This is a genomic window from Aliikangiella marina (genome assembly GCF_007004765.1).
Lineage (GTDB): Bacteria > Pseudomonadota > Gammaproteobacteria > Enterobacterales > Kangiellaceae > Aliikangiella > Aliikangiella marina.
In genome coordinates, this window is record NZ_VIKR01000001.1 from 810,232 (window position 1) to 832,047 (window position 21,816).

Annotated in this window: 17 protein-coding genes and 1 tRNA gene; 11 read left to right on the plus strand and 7 right to left on the minus strand. The window is 43.4% G+C overall.

All coding sequences use genetic code 11. The annotated features are described in order from the left end of the window. Positions 1–7: 7 nt before the first annotated feature. The 9 genes from rplT (at position 8) to FLL45_RS03635 (ending at position 9,788) form a co-directional block, all read left to right on the plus strand. Entirely contained in the window at positions 8–364 is a 357-nt protein-coding gene (gene rplT, locus FLL45_RS03595; RefSeq protein ID WP_142888409.1) for a 50S ribosomal protein L20, read from the plus strand. Positions 365–627: 263 nt separating this feature from the next. Beyond that, positions 628–1,650 carry a phenylalanine--tRNA ligase subunit alpha gene (gene pheS / locus FLL45_RS03600; protein ID WP_142888410.1) on the plus strand — a complete coding sequence of 341 codons (1,023 nt, stop codon included), beginning with the start codon at positions 628–630 and terminating at the stop codon, positions 1,648–1,650. A 114-nt stretch (positions 1,651–1,764) separates the two neighbouring features. Further along, positions 1,765–4,143: a phenylalanine--tRNA ligase subunit beta gene (gene pheT, locus FLL45_RS03605; protein ID WP_142888411.1), complete on the plus strand. Its 2,379-nt coding sequence runs from the start codon at positions 1,765–1,767 to the stop codon at positions 4,141–4,143. 2 nt (positions 4,144–4,145) lie between these two features. Next, on the plus strand, positions 4,146–4,442 hold the full coding sequence (gene ihfA, locus FLL45_RS03610; protein ID WP_142888412.1) for an integration host factor subunit alpha: 297 nt from the start codon (positions 4,146–4,148) through the stop codon (positions 4,440–4,442). Next, positions 4,426–4,773, plus strand: a complete 348-nt coding sequence (locus FLL45_RS03615; RefSeq protein WP_142888413.1) for a MerR family transcriptional regulator — start codon at positions 4,426–4,428, stop codon at positions 4,771–4,773. Before ihfA ends, FLL45_RS03615 begins: the two co-directional genes overlap by 17 nt. A gap of 115 nt (positions 4,774–4,888) precedes the next feature. Further along, positions 4,889–4,965, plus strand: a tRNA-Pro gene (locus FLL45_RS03620). 130 nt (positions 4,966–5,095) lie between these two features. Beyond that, positions 5,096–6,004, plus strand: coding sequence for an ABC transporter substrate-binding protein (locus tag FLL45_RS03625; protein ID WP_142888414.1), 909 nt, complete (start codon positions 5,096–5,098; stop codon positions 6,002–6,004). Between the two features lie 17 nt (positions 6,005–6,021). Continuing rightward, entirely contained in the window at positions 6,022–7,578 is a 1,557-nt protein-coding gene (locus tag FLL45_RS03630; protein WP_142888415.1) for a sensor histidine kinase, read from the plus strand. Positions 7,579–7,664: 86 nt separating this feature from the next. After that, on the plus strand, positions 7,665–9,788 hold the full coding sequence (locus FLL45_RS03635; protein ID WP_142888416.1) for a TonB-dependent receptor plug domain-containing protein: 2,124 nt from the start codon (positions 7,665–7,667) through the stop codon (positions 9,786–9,788). A gap of 64 nt (positions 9,789–9,852) precedes the next feature. Here FLL45_RS03635 and FLL45_RS03640 read toward each other — a convergent pair whose 3' ends face one another. The 4 genes from FLL45_RS03640 to FLL45_RS03655 form a co-directional block, all read right to left on the minus strand. After that, positions 9,853–10,656, minus strand: a complete 804-nt coding sequence (locus FLL45_RS03640) for a citrate synthase family protein (RefSeq protein ID WP_142888417.1) — start codon at positions 10,654–10,656, stop codon at positions 9,853–9,855. Beyond that, entirely contained in the window at positions 10,649–11,479 is an 831-nt protein-coding gene (locus tag FLL45_RS03645; protein ID WP_142888418.1) for a citrate synthase family protein, read from the minus strand. The genes FLL45_RS03640 and FLL45_RS03645 overlap by 8 nt, the downstream gene beginning before the upstream one ends. A 2-nt stretch (positions 11,480–11,481) precedes the next feature. Continuing rightward, positions 11,482–13,323 carry a thiamine pyrophosphate-binding protein gene (locus tag FLL45_RS03650; RefSeq protein ID WP_142888419.1) on the minus strand — a complete coding sequence of 614 codons (1,842 nt, stop codon included), beginning with the start codon at positions 13,321–13,323 and terminating at the stop codon, positions 11,482–11,484. Between the two features lie 150 nt (positions 13,324–13,473). Next, positions 13,474–15,960, minus strand: coding sequence for a GGDEF domain-containing response regulator (locus tag FLL45_RS03655; protein WP_142888420.1), 2,487 nt, complete (start codon positions 15,958–15,960; stop codon positions 13,474–13,476). 269 nt (positions 15,961–16,229) lie between these two features. On the opposite strand from FLL45_RS03655, the gene FLL45_RS03660 reads away from it, so the two are divergent. Both FLL45_RS03660 and FLL45_RS03665 read left to right on the plus strand, forming a co-directional pair. Continuing rightward, positions 16,230–17,105, plus strand: a complete 876-nt coding sequence (locus FLL45_RS03660) for a universal stress protein (RefSeq protein WP_142888421.1) — start codon at positions 16,230–16,232, stop codon at positions 17,103–17,105. 133 nt (positions 17,106–17,238) lie between these two features. Next, positions 17,239–17,874 carry a histidine kinase gene (locus tag FLL45_RS03665; protein WP_142888422.1) on the plus strand — a complete coding sequence of 212 codons (636 nt, stop codon included), beginning with the start codon at positions 17,239–17,241 and terminating at the stop codon, positions 17,872–17,874. Positions 17,875–18,089: 215 nt separating this feature from the next. On the opposite strand, the gene FLL45_RS03670 is transcribed toward FLL45_RS03665, so the two are convergent. The 3 genes from FLL45_RS03670 to pabB form a co-directional block, all read right to left on the minus strand. Beyond that, positions 18,090–19,454, minus strand: coding sequence for an L-serine ammonia-lyase (locus FLL45_RS03670; RefSeq protein WP_142888423.1), 1,365 nt, complete (start codon positions 19,452–19,454; stop codon positions 18,090–18,092). A gap of 149 nt (positions 19,455–19,603) precedes the next feature. Then, complete coding sequence (locus FLL45_RS03675) at positions 19,604–20,164, minus strand: CoA pyrophosphatase (RefSeq protein ID WP_142888424.1); 561 nt, start codon at positions 20,162–20,164, stop codon at positions 19,604–19,606. Next, positions 20,157–21,650: an aminodeoxychorismate synthase component I gene (pabB, locus tag FLL45_RS03680; protein WP_142888425.1), complete on the minus strand. Its 1,494-nt coding sequence runs from the start codon at positions 21,648–21,650 to the stop codon at positions 20,157–20,159. The genes FLL45_RS03675 and pabB overlap by 8 nt, the downstream gene beginning before the upstream one ends. Positions 21,651–21,816: the final 166 nt, after the last annotated feature.

Below are 21,816 nucleotides of genomic sequence, written 5' to 3' on the forward strand. Positions count from 1 at the left end.
TTAAAGAATGCCTAGAGTAAAACGTGGTGTGACCGCCCATAAGCGTCATAAGAAAGTTTTAAAAGCCGCTAAAGGTTACTACGGAGCACGTAGCCGTGTTTACCGTGTAGCGAAGCAAGCTGTAATTAAAGCTGCTCAATATGCTTACCGTGACCGTAAACAGCGTAAGCGTCAGTTCCGCGCTTTGTGGATCCAACGTATCAACGCTGAAGCTCGTGTTAACGGTATGTCATACAGCCAATTCATTAACGGCCTGAAGAAAGCGTCAATCGCTATCGACCGTAAAATCTTGGCTGACATTGCTGTTTTTGACAAAGCCGCCTTTGCTGCTTTGGTTGAAAAAGCAAAAGCTGCTCTTGCTTAAGCGCTAGCTGATTTAAAGCTGACTGAAATAGCTAAAACTATCTCAGTGGCTTAGAAACAGTCGATTAAAGGGAAGGGCTATTGTCCTTCCCTTTTTTTATTAAAATCGTTTTTTATTAATACCGATTTTTTATTAATCTCGAAACGTTTCGAACGATCAATAGAATATAGATAGACCTTTCTTGAGTGGGTGTTTTGCTGGAAAGGTAAAATAGAATAAGTAATCACTGAAACACATAAAACCAAATTAACCGGACAAGTTAAATGTCAGAAAAAATAGACGAACTCTTAAATCGTGGACTCACAGCGGTGGCTGATGCAGCTGATATGCAATCTCTAGAACAGGTTAAAGTCGACTTTTTGGGTAAAAAGGGCGAGTTAACGTCGCAACTAAAATCACTTGGCAGTTTGCCTGCCGAAGAAAGACCACTTGCCGGTGCTGCCATCAATAAAGCCAAAAAAGCAATTCAAGCTGCCCTTGATGAACGAAAAACAAGTTTTGAAGCGGCAGCAATTCAAGATCAGTTGTCGAGTGAGTCGGTTGATGTCACCTTAGCTGGACGCAACTCACAAGTGGGCGGTTTACATCCCGTTAATCGTACTCTCGAGCGAATAGTCAATTACTTTGCACAAATCGGTTTTGGTGTCGAAGAAGGCCCTGAGGTGGAAGATGATTTCCACAACTTTGAGGCCTTGAATATTCCAGGGCATCACCCCGCAAGAGCGATGCATGATACTTTTTATTTTGGTAATGGTGATCTGTTGAGAACACACACTTCACCAGTGCAAATCCGCACAATGGAAAAAACCTCACCCCCTGTGCGCATCATTGCACCAGGTCGAGTATACCGTTGTGACTCGGATTTGACTCACACGCCAATGTTTCATCAGGTTGAAGGGTTGCTGGTAGATAAAACTACTTCATTTTCTGATCTCAAAGGTGTTTTGGACGAGTTTTTGAAACACTTCTTTGAAAACGACAATCTCGCGGTTCGTTTCAGACCGTCTTATTTCCCGTTTACAGAACCATCGGCAGAAGTGGATATCGAGTGTGTTATGTGCTCAGGTAAAGGTTGCCGAGTCTGCAGTCATACTGGTTGGTTAGAGATTCTAGGCTCAGGTATGGTGCACCCGAATGTGCTTGAGTCTGCTGGGATCGACAGCGAAGAATATACTGGTTATGCATTTGGTATGGGCGTCGAACGCATGACGATGCTGCGCTATGGCGTGAACGATTTGCGCTTGTTCTTCGAGAATGACTTGCGATTTTTAAAGCAGTTTAATTAATCTTCAAGCGCTGAGCGCAAAAAGCGATAAACGATTAAAGAGAAAATACCCTCGCCAGTAGTAGAGGGGTTGGGAGAGGGGGATGCCCTCCGATAATTTCTGGAAAACAAAAGAATGAAAATTAGTGAAAATTGGTTAAGAACTTGGGTTAATCCTGATATCACAACTGAAGAATTGGTCGCTACGCTAACGATGGCGGGCCTTGAGGTTGATGGCACCGAAGCGTTAGGTGCAGAGTTGGCAGGTATCCTTGTCGGTCAAATAGAGAAAGCAGAGCGTCACCCAGAAGCCGATAAACTGCAAGTTTGTAGTGTGAATGTCGGCGCAGATGAAAACTTACAAATTATTTGTGGGGCGCCTAATGCTCGCGAAGGGATTAAGGTAGCGGTAGCAACTATTGGCTGTACCTTACCAGGCGACTTTAAGATCAAAAAAGCTAAGCTACGCGGCGTTCATTCTTTTGGAATGTTATGTTCTGGAAAAGAATTAGAATTGTCTGATGATCATGATGGCATAATTGAGCTAAATGAAGCCGCGGAGATAGGCACCCAGTTAGTCGACCACCTCGGTCTTAAAGACACTGCGATTGACATTGATTTAACTCCTAATCGAGGGGACTGTCTGGGGATCAAAGGTATCGCAACAGAAGTTGGCGTATTGACTCAAACAGAAGTAAATCCCGTTGAAATTAAAACAATCCCTGCAACTATCAACGATACTGTTGAGATTAAATTAAGTGCACCGCAGGCGAATCCTCGCTTTGTTGCACGAGTGATGAAAGGTGTCGACATCAATGCAGAGACACCAGAGTGGATGAAAGCGAGGTTATTAGCGAGTGATATCCGCTCAATCGATCCGGTTGTTGATGTCACCAACTATGTCATGCTTGAACTTGGGCACCCCATGCATGCATTTGATCTTAATAATCTCGAGGGCGCAATAGAAGTTCGTTACGCTAAAGCCGGTGAAAAATTAACAATGCTCGATGATACGGAGCTTGAATTGCGTGATGACACGCTGGTTGTTGCAGACGATAAAAAAGCCTTGTCTATGGCCGGAATCATGGGCGGTAAGTTTTCTGGAATTAATGAAAAAACAACTGATCTGTTGTTAGAAGCCGCCCACTGGGATCCGATTGATATTGCCGGTAAAGCGAGGAGCTATGGTATGCATACCGATGCTTCGCATCGCTTTGAACGAGGTGTTGACTATGATTTGTGCGCAAAAACCATTGAAAGAGCCACCGAATTATTACTTGAAATAGTGGGTGGCCAAGCGGGCCCTATTGTCGATCAGATTGATCCTGAACATTTCCCTAAACCGCGTTCCGTCAAACTCAGAAGTGCGCGTATCGAACGATTGCTCGGCATTCAGATGAGTGAAGAGCAAGTCGAGGACATACTTTCTCGTCTTGGCATGACGCTTTCTGCGGACGAAGAGGGGTGGCTGGTTGCTATTCCCAGTCGTCGCTTTGATATCGCCATTGAAGCTGATCTAATCGAAGAGCTGGTACGTGTTTATGGATATAACAATGTCCCAAGTCGAAAGCCGGTCGCAGAAATGGCAATGATACGTCAGCCAGAAAACCGCTTACAAAAATTGCAAATTGGCCGACTACTAGCCGGAAGAGGATACCAAGAAGCGATCACATATTCGTTCATCGACAAAGATTCTCAACAATTAATTGATCCAGGCGTCGAGCCATTACCGTTACTTAACCCTATCTCATCAGAGTTGGGCGTAATGAGAACCTCCATTTGGCCTGGCTTGTTAAAAGCCGTCGAATACAACCAAAAGCGTCAAAATGACTTAATCCGGTTATTTGAAACTGGTCTAAAGTTTGTTCCTGGTGAAGAAGGTTTGGCACAAGTGCCTGTTATTGCTGGGGCTATTTGCGGGCGTCGATACACGGAAAACTGGGAAGCGGCCAATGACAAGGTCGATTTCTTTGATCTCAAAGGGGATTTAGAGGCTATTTTTGCGTTAACTGCCGCGAGTGACCAATTTGAGTTTGTTGCATCGCAGCGTGACGGTCTTCACCCTGGACAAACCGCGAAAATCTTAAGAAATGGCGTCGAGTGCGGATTCATCGGTAAATTGCACCCGCAGACTCAAAAGGAGTTTGATATTGATGAAGCGGTATTTGTCTTTGAATTAGACCTAAAACGGGTTCTAGGCCGCAAATTGCCTGCTTTTAACCCTCTGTCCAAGTTTCCGGCCATTCGTCGAGATATTGCAATTTTAGTAAAAGAAAGCGTGACATCTTCGCAAATTGTTGATTTAATTGGACAAACGGCCAAACATTGGCTAAATAATATAGTGATATTCGATATTTATCGCGGTAAGGGTATAGAGCCCGGATATAAAAGTGTTGCTATTGGCTTTAGCCTCCAGCGTTCGGACCGCACTTTTAAAGAAGCCGAAATAAATAAAACCTTAGAAAGAATAATTTCAGCGTTAACAGAAAAACTGGATGCAGTTTTGAGGGATTAGCGATGGCACTTACAAAAGCAGATATGGCTGAGCGTTTGTTTGAAGATTTGGGTTTAAACAAACGGGAAGCGAAAGAAATGGTCGAAGGGTTTTACGAAGAAATTCGTAACTCTTTGGCAAGTAACCGTCAGGTCAAGCTTTCCGGGTTTGGTAACTTTGATCTGCGCGATAAGAAGCAACGTCCTGGACGTAATCCAAAAACAGGCGAAGAGATTCCAATCAGCGCAAGACGCGTGGTTACTTTTCGCCCTGGTCAAAAATTGAAAGCCCGAGTAGAGGCCTATGCTGGAAGCAAGTAATAATAACGAACTATTACCCATCCCAGACAAACGCTACTTTACAATAGGTGAAGTGAGCGAGCTTTGTTTGGTTAAACCTCATGTTCTGCGTTACTGGGAGCAAGAGTTTCCTCAGTTGAAACCCGTGAAAAGGCGAGGCAATAGACGTTATTATCAACGCGATGATGTACTGGTTATTCGTGAAATTCGTGAGTTACTCTACGACCAAGGTTTTACTATCGGCGGTGCACGCCAACAGTTAGAAACGGCTGATAATGGCGGTGCCAATGGTCAAGTTATTCAAGCAATCATCGATGAGCTTGAAGACGTTCTAAAAATTCTTAAACACTAAGTTAGATTGTTAAAAGTTATATGAGCGATAGTTCATCTATCGCTTGCAAACTTGTCAAAATACGGTAAGATTCCCGCTCACTCGAGTGGTGAGAACCCAAGAGTTTATTTTCAATCGGAGCGTGGCGCAGCCTGGTAGCGCACTTGCATGGGGTGCAAGTGGTCGGAGGTTCAAATCCTCTCGCTCCGACCAATTTCTTTATACTTCCTTCAAATAATTCTCGATTCAAGTCTTAGTTCGAAAGCGAAACTAATTCTTTGATAATTAACAATAACCTGTATACTTAAACCTAGCCATTAAACAATTAAAGAAGGTATTTTTCTTGTTAAGAATAGGTTTATTTTGCGCTATTCTGTTAATGGGGAGTTCATCCTTCGCTCAGGCATCTTCGAAGATCGCGGTTTTTTATCCGCAATCAAAAGAACCTTACCACTCCATTTATCGTGAAATTATTGACGGGGTCCGCTCCGACAGTGAGCATGAAATCATTGAGCAAATACTCGATAAAAAATTCGATATTAATGAAATTGTTGCTGAGTTAAAGCAAGAAGAAATTAACCAAGTTATCGCCCTGGGACGAATTGGATATCAGTTGGCTAAACAGTTACCGAGTGATATTAGCGCAGTCAGCGGCGCACTACCGTTTTCGCCTAATGGTGTCTCTGGTATCAGTCTTATTTCTGAGCCGGCCAATCTATTTGATTATTTAAGGCTAGTTGCACCTGAAGTGAAAACTATTCATGTAGCTTATAGTGCGAGAAGCGCTTGGATTATTGATCTTGCGCAAATTGCGGCCAATGAAAGAAATCTAAATTTTAACGCTAAAATGGTCGCTAATACTGCAGATGCCATTGCTTTTTATACCAACTTGTTTGATTCGAATATTTCAAAAAACGATGCCATTTGGTTGCCGGTCGACCGAGTCTCCTCTCATGACAAAGTGACTCTACCCATCATTTTAGAAAAAGCTTGGTCAAACGAAGTCGTCGTGTTTTCAAGTAAACCTTCGCATGCAAAGCGGGGGGCGTTATTTTCGACTTATCCGAATAATTTTAAACTCGGCCAACGTCTGGCAGGCATGGTTAACGAGTTGGCCAACACTCCCAAATCACAAAAATTTTCCGCGTTGAAAGATTTGCAGTTAGCCGTGAATTTGCGGACCGCCGCTCACCTAGGACTGAAGTACTCTTCCGAACAGCAACAATCCTTCAAGTTAGTGTTTCCTGAGTAAAAGCTAGGATAGATAAGGTGAGGTTTAATTCCAGACAGTCAGCAACTTTGCGAAGCCAACTTATTAGTTACTTCGTGGTGAGTGTGGTATTTGTGACCGTCTCCGCATCGATAGTTACCGCTTGGCAAACCAGTGAACAAATTAAATCATCAACTATTGCACTGGCGAAACAGTTGACTGAAAACCTTGCTGATCAAGCTGTGCTCGCGCTTTTGACGGGAAGTGAAGCGAATGCGGAAGAGGCTACACTCAATGCACTTGCGTTCAATTCGGTGGACAGTGTGACTTTTGTTACTGAAAGCGGCGGCTTGCTTGCAACCTCTGCTCAGATGGGGCGAATTCAATCGATAGTTCAAAGTCTGGTCGCGCCAACCTCTGTGCAACTTGCAATTGAAAGTGAGTCTTATTGGTTTTTTAGCGCGCCAGTCTATTTTATTGATGATGAGTTTGATTCAGATACGGTAGAGCCGGATCAGGAGCAGCTAGAGCGACAATTTCTTGGTTTTGTTCTCGTTGAATATAATAAAAATGAATTGGCGCAGATTCAACAATCGATTTTTGTGAATAATATTTTAATTGGCGGCATCGCAGGCTTGCTCTCGGCTTTTCTAATGCGGTTTATTATCAATCGGCTCACCAAGCCTTTAACGCTGTTATCGGAAACGATGAAATCTGCACGGGATTCTGGTATGCATAATCAAGCGAAAGTTTTTGGTGCCCTTGAAGTAAAGAGAATGGCTCAAGTCTACAATGAGTTAATGCTCAAGCTTAAGGCTCAGAACCTTGAGCTAAAAAGTTATCAAAATACCTTAGAGTCGGAGGTTGAAGTACGCACCCAAGAACTTAAAATTGCTCGGGATACGGCGTTGACCGCGAACCGTCTTAAATCTGAATTTTTGGCCAACATGTCCCATGAGTTAAGAACGCCCATTCAATCGATTATTGGCTATACGGACCTAGTCAGAGAAGAGCTTGAACTCGAGTGTATGGATGATTTAGCAAGTGACTTGTCAAAATCGATGCGCAGTGCTGCGAGCTTGTTGGAGTTAATTAACAATATTTTGGATATGTCTAAAATTGAATCGGGCAAGATGGATCTTTATGTTCAAGAAGTCGATATGTATCGACTTGTCGATGAAACAATGGAAACTATCTTACCGATGGCTAAAGGCAACAAAAACACTATTATTGTTGAGAAGGATCAACTCGCGGATAGATTATTTGTAGATGGTTTAAAGATAAAGCAAATCTTTCTTAATTTATTAAGTAATGCGAGCAAGTTTACTAAAAATGGAGAGATAGTTTTTAGTTTAAGAAGTGACGGTAAACGGTTTGAGTTTTCGGTTTCCGATACGGGAGTTGGTATTCCACAATCACAGTTGGCCTACATATTTGAGCCGTTTACTCAAGTGGATGGCAGCCAAACTCGAAAATATGAAGGAACCGGGCTAGGTATGGCGATAACTAAAAGCTTTTGTGAACTGATGGGCGGCGAAGTGAACGTCGTCAGCCAGGTTGGTGTGGGATCTAAGTTTGAAGTCTCCATTCCACTCGATGTTAAAGAGGTAAATTGAAGTCTGCTTGCAAAGCCGGCAAGGTTTACTAGAGTTATAAATTAGTATTATTAATTATTTCAATTAATTCGCGCATGGTGATTTGAATGTTTTCTGTGAGAGCTCTGTGTCAGACAAGCTTTTTGGTTTTTCTACTATCTAGCGTTACAACTATCGCAGCAGATAGTGAAGATACTGATATCGAAGAAAATTTAGAGGATTTTTATGGTGACGAGGACTTTGTTAGTATCGCGACCGGCACTAAAAAGTCGATTAAAAAAGCACCAGCAGTCGCATCAGTAATCACCGCTTCGGATATTCGGGCAATCGGCGCAAGAAATTTGGGAGAAGTGCTTGAGACTATACCGGGTGTTCATGTTTCGAGGAGCGGGCAGCAACTTACTCCCGAGTTTTGGTTTCGCGGGATTACTTCAACGTTCAACCCTCAAGCGCTTTTGATGATTGATGGTGTTTCTCAAAAAAGTGTTGTCAGGGGCGATAATCATACGGTTTGGGGAGAGTTTCCCGTTCATGCAATTGAGCGGATCGAAGTAATACGCGGTCCAGGGTCGGCGCTATACGGGGCTGATGCTTTCTCCGGCGTAATAAACGTAATTACCAAACGCGATCTGGACCAATTTAATAACGAAATAGGCGGTATGCTCGGGAGCTTTGATACCTATAATCTATGGGCGAACTGGGGAGCAAAAATTAGCGATTGGCGTTTAGTCACTAACTTTGAGTATTTAGAAAGTGAAGGCTACGATGGCTTCGTTGAAGCGGATGCTCAGACCATTGTAGACTCGGTTGCGGCTGGATTTAATGTGCCACCAGCATCTCTAGCTCCCGGTTATTTTTCAACGGGTTTTGAAAGCACCGATCTATGGGTTTCGCTGTCAAACGACCTAGTATCGTTGGGTTTCGGTCTGCAACATCGAAGCAATGTTGGTACCGGTCAAGGAGCGACTGAAGTACTCGACCCTCGTGGAAAACTTGGCAGTGAAAAAAGAACGGTAAAAGTGTCGCTTAATGAAATAAACATAGCCGATGATCTTTACTTTAAGGCACACGCAAGTTCCTATGTATCGACACAGGAGATTGAAGCGAATTTATTGCTCTTTCCACCTGGTGCTTTTTTAGGTGCGTTTCCAGACGGCTTTATCGGTAACCCACAATGGGAAGAGGAGACAACGCAAGTCGAACTCAGTGTTCGATACGATGGTTTCGAATCTAGCGAATTAATGTTTGGCACTGGCTACTCTCGTCAAAATTTATTTGAAGTCACTGAACAAAAAAACTTTAATCCAGACTTATCACCCCGTCCTGGTGGAATTGAAGACGTGTCTGATACACCCGAAATATTTATCCCAGAAGCCTATCGTGAAAATCGTTATGCTTATATACAGCTTATCAGCTTACTGTCGCCGGGCTGGGAATTAACCGCGGGGGCGCGCTATGATGACTATTCCGATTTTGGCTCCACATTTAACCCCAGACTCGCTTTAGTTTGGTCGACGAGTTTAAAGCTTACTTCAAAACTGCTTTATGGAAAGGCATTCAGAGCTCCTGCATTCGCAGAAACGACAGTCGTTAACAACCCGATCTCTCTGGGTAATCCAGAACTTGAGCCAGAAACGATTGAAACGCTTGAACTCGCATTTAATTATAACTTTTCTGAACAAGCTGACTTTGACTTCAACTTCTTTGTCTATGAAATCAGCGATTTTATAACTTTCGTGCCCGACTTAAATGGTATTACGGCGACAGCTCAAAATTTGGGTGAAAGAAGCGGAACCGGGTTTGAAGCGTCACTGGCTTATAAGTTTGAAAATGGATTTAAACTTACCGCGAATTCAGCCTTTGTTGACGCTAAAGACGATTTAGTGAATGACGATGTGGGAGAGTATCCATCCATTCAATTTTATGTTCAAGGTGATTGGCCGATCAATGACGCTTGGGTAATGTCGAGCCAGCTTTCGGTCATCGGCGAGCGCGAGCGAGTACCTGGAGATACTCGAGAAAAGTTGGACGGTTATACCACACTAAATATAGCTGCTACTTATCGATTTGCCGATGGAAAAACTTCGCTTAAGTTAGCGCTTAAAAATGTTTTGGATGACGATGTGCGAGAGCCTAGCTCGAATACCACTACTTTCGGACAAATTAATCTCCCGGGCGATTTGCCACAAGCGGGGAGTAGTGCCTATTTGTCGATGAGTACTACCTTTTAGCGGGTTAACTTTTAAAGGGGGAAATTTTTGAACGTTAGCTTTTTGAGGGTTAGCTTTTAGCCTGTCAACTTTGCTTATTCCAGGCTCTTTTGCTCGGGCCTGTATACCCAATATCGCTGCATTTTGTGGGCAAAAAGGCGCCTGGTGGTTTTTGAAGTGTATCTAAATAGCACGGCGGCATTCCGGCATAGACGAGAGTCGTGACAAATAAATTCATTTCAACTTCATTAAATCCAAGATCTAAACATACAGCAGAATACAAGGCTGCGATGTTCATTCTGATATTTTTCTTTTGCTTGAGATAGGCTTCGATTTTAAATGCAAGCTTGAAATTTGCACCGACGGGGTGTTGCTGTTCATTCAGAAAATTCACGAAATGGGGGACTCTTTCATCAATGGATGTAATTGGTCTTCCATAACCATAGATAGTCTGTTTTTTGTTAAGCTTTTCGTCGATTAAATCTTGGTAATCTGCCCCGTTGTCTACCTTGTCGCCGATAGCTTTTAGCATTTTTAAACAAGTAACGAGTGGTCTCGCAACAAATAGCTCTGCGTCGCAGGTACTAATCCCCCCAACCATCGCTAAAATTGGCGTTGTTCGTGCTGCGGCAGCGATAGCTGCAACTCTATTTGGCCAGATTCGGATGTCGGCATAACTGGTACTCGACCAAATGTAGTTGAGTACTTTAATTTCATTACTTGAAAACTGTCGTCCAGTAATGCCAAATAAATTGAGCTCAAACCAAGTTTTGTTTTTGATAAACTCGTGTAGGTTTTTACCACGAAAAATTGAACCACGACTTAATTCAGCGATACCGGCATGCGTCGGGTAAGACTGTCGATAAGCGGATAATTGTTGTTCAGTCATTAACGTACCCTTCAATCAAAGCGTCAACATCAGGCAACTCGAGTGGTTCAGACTCACCTTCGTATTTAACCGTATCAGCGAAAAACGGAAACTTTTGCCAGCCGAGATTTTTTTGTTCCATTGCGTGAGCCGCGGCACCGGGCAAACGTAAAATAAGAAAAAGATATTGAGCTTGTTCTCCAGAGAGAGCCAAGTCTCGAAATACGGCTGCAATTACGGTAGATAGAGCAATTGGTTGACCAAAATACTGTTCGATTTGTAGACGGTTTTGCACCAGCCATTTTAAACAAGAACCGTCTGAATAAGCCGCGAGTCTCACGAGACATTGACTAACAAATTTAGATGGCTGAGTTGAATATTCGTCAAACCCCGGTAGGTGGTCTAAATCAGGCCAAATATCCGAGTCTTTGCTGGAATTTTCGACGCGCTCGCAAAATGGTTTCAATTCTAATTTGTCGAAATAGCTCATGCAGTAGGCTATTTCTTTTGCGCCAAGGTATTGTCCAGATCCACCGGCAAGTGCAGCGACTAATACCGATGCTTCTGGAGCATTTCCTACACCGGCGTTCATCGCGGCTTGAACGCTTAAGTCTCGTATTCCTGGATTAGCCAGTAAAACCGCGAGCTTTTCCAACAATCGCGACTGGCTTTCACTAGGGCGATTACCGGATATGAGCAAATACAAATAGTCAAACCAAGAGGCGTTGGGGATTAACTCGTTGGCGACATCGTACCCATGACAAAAGCAAGCGTCAGGTTGAAACTCATTATGTGATGACTCTTCGTACCAAATCGCTGATTCGATGGTGTGTTTGTTACTCATTGTTAGCCACCCGGTGTTGCTGAGCCTTCGTTGGCGAGGCCTTTGACACGTTGACCCATCGGTGGCGTTTCATTGGGGTCGATAATTAAATTGATCATGGTTGGCGCTGATTTATTGCCAAGTCTTATCCAATCGATTTCATCCAATTCTTGCGGGGTACGGACAGTGATCCCTTCAATCCCCATAGCTTCTGCCATTTTAGCGTAGTCAATTTGTGGCAATTCAAATCCGATTTCTTCCGCTGAGCCAAGCTTTTGGCCGTGCTTTACCATGCCTAACTCACTATCATTTAAGACGACATAAATGACAGGCAGCTGGTGTTGCAATGCGACGGTAATTTCTTGTCCAGCCATTAAATAGCTGCCGTCGCCAGTAATACACACCGAAGGTTTCTTACTGGCTAAAGTATTGCCGATAGCCGCTCCCACGGCCCAACCCATCGAACCAAAACCCATTGCAATGTGGTAATAACCTCTAGAGCTTGCCCGGTGAAAATAGTGAGTGAACCATGCCCATGCGTTTCCGGCATCTAAATGTATCCTAAAAGCGGAAGGAATTCGGCGGGCAAACTCGGTGGCGACTCGTTGCGGCTTTAAAGGGACTTCGAGCGATAAACATTTTTCCGGCTCTTGGAGTCGGATTTGATAACCATGATTTTTACTGGGTTTCGCGTGCTCTAAATAATTTTGTTTTACGGGATCGACCGCCGCCCAACTTCGGCCCCATTTCATACCTAAGCGTATATTTTTGTTTAGCTGTTCGAAAATGGATTTTATATCACCGCAGACGTGGAGTCTTGCCATTGGGGAACGTGAAAAATGTTCAAGTGTCGAATCGATATGCACCAGCCTGTCACTGAGCAAAGAAGCGTGCCATCCGCCGGTACCTAATTCAGTCATTGGTGTACCCACGGCTAAAATTAAATCGATTGTTTCATCATTCATCGTTTCTTGCGCGCTTTCATGACCAGCAAAGCCATAAACTCCGCGGTAGAGAGGGTGGAATCCATTTACCCAACGTTTGCCAGCAGGTCCAGTCATGATTGGGGCGCGAGTCAGTTCTGCAAACTCGATAATTTGCTCGCTCGCCGCGCCGCAGCCCTTGCCAATGAATAAAGCTACACGCCATGAATTGGAAAGCATATCAGTGAGCTGTTCAACCGCACTGTTATCGGTCAGTGTCATTACTTGATTCAGTCGTTCGACTTTGACTTTTTCTTTAACCACGGCGGGTTGTCTTAAAATATCTGACGGAATGCTAATGTGAGCAGGGCCTGCCGGCGTTCGGTTGGCGGTCATGATTGCGCCAACTAACTTAGTATCAAGTTGTTCTGAATGCGACACGAGCGTATTGTAGCGAGTGCACTGCCGAAAAATCGCGACAGTATCTATTGCTGTGCAAGAAGACTCTTGTAACGCATTGCGACCAAATTTCGGCAGCGGCGTTTGTGCAGTTATGACTAACATCGGCACGCTGTCGGCGTAAGCCGATGCAACGCCAGTTAACAAGTTGGTTGCGCCGGGCCCCGTTGTTGCACAGACAACGCCTAATTTTCCGGTTTCTCTTGCGTAGCCTTCGGCCATGAATGCAGCGCCACATTCATGACGGGCAACCACCAGTTTTGGGCCGCCGCTTTGTTCATTTCGAGCAAGCGCATTAAATAGCGGTTCAATTGCACCACCTGGAACGCCGAAGACATATTCAATACCTAAAGCTTTCAAGTATTCGATTATTAAGTCGGCATTGTCTTTTGTTGATTGAGTGTAAACTGTTAATGGGGCTTGTTCGCGTTCGGGTTCTTGTCGTTCTTGTTTCGCGTCGTTGGCTAGATGCGCTAATTTCATACCATACCTCTTAGTTAAACTCACTGGTAATCTCAAGCTCAAAACAGTATAGACTATAAATCTCAGTTGCACTGATTGAGTAAAAAATAAACAGAGGGTATAGAGTTTTGAGATAAATCTCAATTAAAAAGGTAATATTACTTACATTTTTTAGTTTGAAAAGTAATCATCAATGGGGGCGGGTTTTCCCAAATGGTAGCCTTGAGCGTAGGTTACACCGATAGACTCTAAGATATTGAGGGTTGCTTCATTTTCGACAAATTCTGCAACCGTTTCTTTATCAAGAGCGGTGGCGACTTCGTAAATAGCCTTAACCAGTGCGTTGTCGACAGGATTTGATACTAGGTCAATGACAAAAGAGCCGTCAATTTTTACTGATTGTGCGGGGAGCTGTTTGAGATAGCTGAATGTGCTGAAGCCTGTTCCAAAGTCGTCGATAGAGAAATCGCAGCCTAATTCAGCGATATTCGAAACAATTTTTTTAGTCGCTGCAATATTGGACAAACTGGCACTTTCGGTTAATTCAAAAATAATCCGGCTTGGTTCTACTTGATAGGTTTCGATTTGCTCCTTAATCGCAGGAACAAGACGTTCGTCGCTGAAACCTTGTGCGGACAAATTAACGGACAGTTTTGGGAGTTCCGGATAAGTCTTTAAGTATTTGATGGCATTCTTAATCACTTGCATATCGAGGAAGCTCATGTAGCCTTCGCGTTCTAGTGCTGGAATAAATTCGCCCGGAAGGATAATTTGTCCGTCGATTTTTAATCTGACTAACGCTTCATAGTAGGCCGTCTGACGAGACTGTATATTAACGACAGGCTGAAGGTATAGCGCTAAGTTGTCATTCGCTACGGCTTGATGAATTTTTTGGGTCCATTCCATACTCGTTTTTAATTCAATACTTTGAGCATCATCTGCGGTATACAAATGGGCCATATTACGGCCTTGCTTTTTGGCGGCGTAAAGAGCGATGTCGGCTTGTTTCATATATTCTTCTGAATTTTGTTCATCGCCATCGATCTCGGCTATCCCGATGGAACAATTTAACCGAAAGAATTTATCTTTTAATTTGAACTGATAGTTATCCAAAAGTTTACATAGCGCTTCAGCGATAATAATTGCTTCTTGAGATTTTGTGTTCGGTAGAAGAATAGCAAACTCGTCACCGCCAATCCGGGAGAATATATCGGAGTCGCGCAAACGCTCTTTGACGAGCACGGAAATATCGCGTAAAACTGCATCGCCTTGTTGATGACCCAGCGTATCGTTAATGACTTTAAAATGATCAAGGTCGGCATACAGTAAACAATGCGGGCCATTTCCTCTCGATGCGGTCGCTGCGAATTGATTTAATTCTGCTTCAAAGTAATGGCGGTTAAACAAACCGGTCAGACTGTCATGCATGGCTAAGTATTCGAGATCTTGCTGGGCTTTTTTGCGATCGGTAATGTCATCTATCGTACCTGAGAAGGACTTATGCGTGTCATTCTCTGATTGGCAGTCTTTAATCTTTGCTTCGACCCAAAGGGTTTTCGAGCGGTTATTTTTTAGTTGAAACTCAAAACTATTGCGACCACTGGCGCTAAGTAAATCAGAGATTTGCTGGGAAAAATGGCGGTCGGACGGGGAATGTGATTCGATGTAATTAGATAGTGGCTGGTTAAGGCAATGCTCGATCGAAAATCCAGTTAGTCGAGTCCAAGCTTGATTTAAAAAAGTTATGTTGCCATCCGCGTCAAGCTCAATAACAACGCTGCCGAGCTGATCGAGTAGTTGTTGGTGAGCTTCGAAAATTTGCTGGTAGTTTTGCCTGCTCTTATTTAAAGAGTCAACTTTTGCTGCGAATTGTTGGTTTGAAATAAGATAGTCTTCGCGTCGAGCGGCTGTTTCGCAAGCGCGTCGTAACTGTTCTGCTCGAAAGGGTTTGGTGACAAAATCAGCTGCGCCGCCAAGCATGAGTTCTTCTGCGAGTTCCATAGTGTGGTTAGCTGTCATGATTACGACTGACTGAGAAGGGCACTCGGCCATGATTTGGCGCAGCACATCTTTTCCCGATAAACCGGGTAGCATCACATCGAGCAAAACAAGTGCTGGCTTGAGATCTCGCCATATCTTTAACCCTTCTTCGCCATCTTTTGCGTGGTGAATTTCAAATCGAGAACTTAATATACGACTAACAAGGTTACTGGTTTCGGGATTGTCTTCTATTGCAAGTAGTTGAAGCTTTTCGCGATCTTCAATTGGCTCTAGCTGATCCTCATTGATGATTTGAAGCAGTTTTGTATGTTCTTCGAATGAGAGTAGGCGGTTAACACCAAACTCTCGAGCGGTAGTGTTGGCGATATGCTCACACCAAGTATTCGCAACAATAACAAATGGCGTATCAGCTGAACACTTGAATACGCCCGATCTAACCAAGCGGGCTAAGCGCCAACCATCGAAACTTCCCATTTTTATATTGCTGACAACAAAATGAATAACGCTAACTCGCATAATTTTGATGGCATCAGCTGCTGAGTTAGCGGTAACAACTTCGAACTTTGTATTTTCTGCTAAGAGTCGACTAATCGTCGCTAACCGTTCTTGATTAGTATTAACGAGTAGTAATGTTTTTGACTGAGTCTGTGAAGACATACAACCTCAAAATAATGCAGAACGTTGAGACAACGGTGTTGTCGTGATTTAAAAATTGGATTGAAAAAGTATAACCTAAATCAATTTTTAACGCCTAATTATTGTTAGAGCGGTTAGCTGAATACTAGGAAGTCTGATTGATTTATTGATTAGTGAGCGGGTTCACTATTTTAGGAATGCTTGTCTTTAATCGGTAATGGTTTAGCCAATGAATAACTGATAAAATTCGTGCCAGTTTAAGTTTTCATAAAATACTCTTGGAGAGATACATGAGAGAACTATTAGTCATTGCTGATCGAGATGGAACTCAGCAACCGGCGTTTCATCATGCTTTAGAAGTTGCAAAGAATACCGGCGCAGCGATTGAATTTGTCGGTTTTGTTCATGCACCTGGTGTGGATAGCTCAGATATACTGACGCATGAAGAAAAGCGTAAAGTCCATCATAGCTATATCGATAACAAACAAAAAGAAATTGAGGATTTTTTGAGCACTATAGATGCGGGTGATGTCAAAATTCATACCGATGTAGTGTGGGAAAAATCATTTGAGCGCTGGGTGATTGCACGATGTGACCAACGTTCTTTCGATATGGTTTATAAGTCAGGTCATCGCTCTGAAACATTCATGTACACACCGTCTGATTGGCAATTGATGCGTCATTGTCCTGAGCCGGTGATGATTGTTGGCAATCAACCTTGGCGAGAGGGCGGTGTTATTTTGGCTGCGCTCGATTTAGGTTCTGATAGTCAGCGCTCGTTGACGCTCAACGAAGATATCTTGAGACAGGCAATAAAGCTCGCCAAAGCGACCAATAGCGAAATGCATGCTTGCTACTCTATCGCAATACCTAAAGCATTGGCTGATTTAGATTTGATTGATCCCGCAGCCTATGAAAGCAAGATGCGCGCGAACTTGGATCCGGTGATTCGTAAACTAGTTGACGAAGCAGGCCTTAATCGAGATAAGCTTCATCTTCTGTCAGGACGTCCGGCAAAAGAAATTTGTCGGATTAGTGAGAAAATAAAAGCGGATGTCGTTGTGTTGGGTAATAAGACTCGCACAAGCTTGCGCGGTCGTCTCTTAGGAAATACTGCAGAAGATGTATTGCACACCATCCAAGCTGATGTTGTTGTTATCAAATAAAACCCAAACGCTAATTTTCACTCTAAAGCGGGAGTTGCAACTCCCGCTTTTTTATTGCTTAATGTAGGCTAATACTAATCGAGATTTATCAACCACTAATAATGATAAGAATCACAAACTAGGGCGCTTTGATATGGCTAACCAAGATTTAACCGATGATATTCTTGGTCTAATTGTTCATTCATATAATAATTACCTTTCAGGTGCGATGGGATTCAATGAACTGATCAAGCTCGATTGTGATGATCAGTCTGTAATCGACAAATTAGACTTATCGTTAGCATCTTCAAAAGAGGCGGTAGATTTTGGGAGCCAACTGCTCGCTTCAATTAGTCGATTGCAAGTTCATTTTAATGACATTGAAGTCAGAGAGATCATTGAACGCGTCGTCAATACGGTAGTCCTTGAAAAGCGGGTGGACCCGCAAATAGATATGCATTTAGTACACACTGATCCTGAGTGGTTTATACGTAGCATTTCAATGATAGTCGACTTTATTCGTCAACTATCGCCAACATCTTCAATTGTTTTGCGAGCGAATATTAATTCAGAAGAAACCGAAGTTAACCTTCGAATCGGCGTCACAGATCTCAGCTTCACCGCTCAACAGCAAAAACGACTCTTTGAACCATTTTACTCGAGTCGGCATCTACTCGGCACAAAAGATGTTGGCATCGCTGTCTCGTCAGGTTTTATCAAACAAATGAATGGTGAACTTTCTTGGCAAGAGGGGCAGGGGTTTCTAATTCGGTTGCCGGTTTTTGAATAGCGATAACAAAAGTGATTAAATACTCAAGTGCCTGGGTAAAGTTGCCCAAAAAACATACAGTGGGTAAAGTTTATCAGCAGTTCTGCTGCGCTCACCGAGAAACTTGTCTCGTCCATAAATGATTCTCACGCATAAAAACAATACCCACGGTCAATGGCTGTCGGATCACAGTCGATATTTAATTCAGGACTCAAACGAGCCAGTACGCAATTAAATCAGCACTCAATAATATTAACCGCTAGCCCACCACGCGCCGTTTCTTTGTATTTGGTTTTCATGTCAGCACCGGTTTCGCGCATTGTTTTGATAACTTTATCGAGTGAGACTTTTTGGTCGCCATCACCTTGCATCGCTAATCGAGATGCGTTTATCGCCTTGACTGCGCCCATTGCATTTCGCTCGATACAGGGGACCTGTACAAGTCCACCAACGGGATCGCAGGTTAGTCCCAAGTTATGCTCCATACCAATTTCTGCGGCACATTCGACTTGGTTAGCAGAGCCTCCTAGCGCTTCGGTTAAGCCACCGGCAGCCATTGAACAGGCAACGCCAACCTCGCCTTGGCAGCCGACCTCAGCGCCAGAGATCGAAGCATTCAGTTTGTACAATACGCCTATAGCGGCTGACGCGAGTAGAAAACGCCTGATTGTTTCTGTGCCTTGAGGTTTATAGAAATGTTGATAATATTTAATGACCGCGGGAATTATACCGGCAGCACCATTTGTGGGTGCAGTGACGACTCTACCACCGGCAGCATTTTCTTCATTAACTGATAGTGCATATAAGTTAACCCAGTCCATTGCTGCCAGCGGGTCTAAACTGTCTCCGCGTGAAGAGAGTTTGCGATGTAAAGAAACGGCACGTCGTTTAACTTTGTATCCGCCAGGCAAAATTCCCTCCGTTTTTATGCCTTTTTCGATACATGCATCCATGGTCGCCCATATATGATCAAGGCCATCGAGTATTTCCTGCTCACTTCGCCAAACCTTCTCGTTTTCGAACATGATACTGCTGATACTTTTGCCGGTTTCCTTAGCGATTTGTAATAGCTCGGCGCCTGACTGAAAATCATATGGCAGTTTCAAGTGAGCATCTTTTATTGGTTGTGGATCGGTGTCGCCACTAATAATAAATCCACCGCCGACGGAATAGTAAGTTTTTTCAAGTAGCACCCGGTTGTCATTATCGTAAGCGGTAAACTTCATACCGTTGGCGTGGCCGGGGAGTGTTTTTTTGCGATGGAAGATTAAATCAGTCTTATCAGAATAGGCTATTTTACTGCTTTGGTTTAAATTGATTTCACCATTTTGTCGAATTGTGTTTAAGCGATTTGGTATTGAATCTGTATCGATAACATCAGGCTTTTCTCCTTCCAGCCCTAGTAGCACTGCGACATCGCTTCCATGTCCTTTGCCGGTGTGGCCGAGCGAGCCGTAAAGTTCAGATACAACTCTCGCCACTGGCTTTTCTTGGTTGAGCGCTTTTAAAACAAATTGTCTTGCTGCCCTCATTGGACCGACGGTGTGAGAACTGCTGGGACCAATCCCTACGGTAAATAAATCAAATACTGAAACAGCCAAGGTGTACCTCGTTTAGTGTCGCTAAATGTTATTAATGAATATTTGTTGATTGATTCATTTAACTTTAATTGGGTAAAATTAAATGACATTTTCTGTTAGTTTATGCGTTAAATATTATGCGTTAAATATTATGCGTTAACAGTTGTGCGTTATCGATTTTGCATTCTGCGAGTCAAGTTGACTAATATCCGCGCTGTTGCACCCCAAATAGTGTATTGCTCGTACTGAATCACATAGTAATCGACAGGCTTGCCGTTGAAGGTAGCAGTTTTTTTGATTTGATTGGTCTGATCAGTGACAAATGCGAGAGGAACCTTAAACACTTCTGCCACTTCATTTTGATCAATACTCAGTTGGTAACCTTGATCGACCAGGCCAACGAAGGGCGTCACGAAATACTGTGAAATCGTTTCTTGTTGAGGAAGGCGACCAATCAGTTCGATATGTTCGTCACCGATGCCAATTTCCTCATGGGTTTCTCTTACCGCGGTCACGGCTAAGCTTTTGTCGTTGGCTTCAAAACCTCCGCCAGGAAAGCTGATTTGACCCGGATGGTGTTTAAGGTGTTCGGCTCTCCTAGTTAGAATGACTTGCCAGCCGCTTACAGGGTCATCGACGATCGGCATCAAAACCGCGGCACAACGTAAGTCTGGCCGTCGTTTGGCGGGCTCATCGAGTGGAATAATACTGTCACGGAGCAAATCAATCATTGTAGTTTTCGGTCGCGTTACTCATTTGGGTTAACACAGGCAATATCTTGGCTAACTTATCGAATGTTTCTTGGTACTCAGTGTCTACCTCTGAGTCTGCAACAAGGCCTCCACCAGCCCAACAATAAAGGGTATTGTCTTTCGCAACGAGAGTTCGAATGCAGATATTGGTGTCCATATTATCATTAAAATCGATATATCCAATGATGCCGCAATAGATATTACGGCGTACTTTTTCGAGTTCTTCAATAATTTCCATTGCTCGTATTTTCGGCGCGCCGGTGATGGAGCCTCCGGGAAGGGTTGTTGCCAGCAAGTCGCAATTATCAAACTGACTATCTAGTTTTGATTCAATGGTCGAAATCAAATGGTGGACAGACTCAAACCGATAATGACCGAATAATTCGCTGACTTTTACGCTGCCTTTTGCCGCAGTTTTACTTAAATCATTGCGCAACAAATCGACAATCATTAAGTTTTCAGCGCAATCTTTATCACTGTTAATTAAATCCTCGCCAAGTTGCCGGTCAATAGAGGGGTCATTACTTCTAGGGCGAGTGCCTTTGATTGGTTGAGTTATGACGTTGTTTTGGTGACTTTCAATAAATCGTTCCGGGGATAAACTGAGAATTTGATAATCGTCAAAGTTTAAAAAAGCGGAAAACGGCGCCTTGTTATGCAATGACAGATGTCGATAAGCTTGTTGAATATCACCACTAAATTTCGCTTGAAAGCGCTGAGCATAGTTAACTTGATAGCAGTCCCCGGCTTGAATGTAGTTTTGTATTTTGGCAAAAGCGTTTTGATACTCCGTTTTTGTCGTATTACTCATGAAAGGCTCACGTAACTTAAAGTCTTTAGTATTTACATGGGCCGTAGTTGTTGATTTTTCCTTTTTGTCGAACTTGCTGAGGTTTGCAATGATTGATTGGTTGAGCATATTGCTGACTTTGCTCCAGTGAGCTTGCGCCAATCCAAAATGATAAATCCTTGATGTTTTATCTTGGTGGTCGGTAATGAGTGCCCATTGATACAAGCCAAATTGAAGCTCAGGTAGATTAATATCATCTTCCGTGAGCTCAGGTAGGGTCTCTAAATAGCGGCCATAATCATAGCTAATATAACCCATCCAACCACCATAAAAGGGCAGGGCGAAACCATCTGGAGCGCTCTTGTTTTGCTTTGATGCGCCTTTGTACCGCTTTAAGAGTTCGCGCATCAATTCAATCGGATTTTCGACGATATGAGTGGTTTGATATTGGAATTTATCTTGCGTGTTGTCACCGAGTTGCAACTCAGCGAGCTCGACGTTGCCCGCTTTAAAGCTTAGTTTAATTGTTGGCGCAAAGGAGAAAATATCATATCGATTGTAGGTTAAATTTTCACCAGCGCTATCAAGCATTACCGCCCAGGGTTCTGCCATCATTTGACTGAGAGCGTCGAGTTTTTTTGAGTTCGAGAGGTACGGAAGCGTTATCGGCTGCATATTACTTTATTCGAGGTGTTTAACTAGACACTATTGGGTCAACGCTCAAACTTAAAATAGATGCCGAGCGGATAATATTGGTAAAAAGCCCATCACTGGGATAGTGGCTAAAGACAGCAGTTATTGTACTGGAAACACTCGAGTTGGCAAATTTCTCATTTATAAT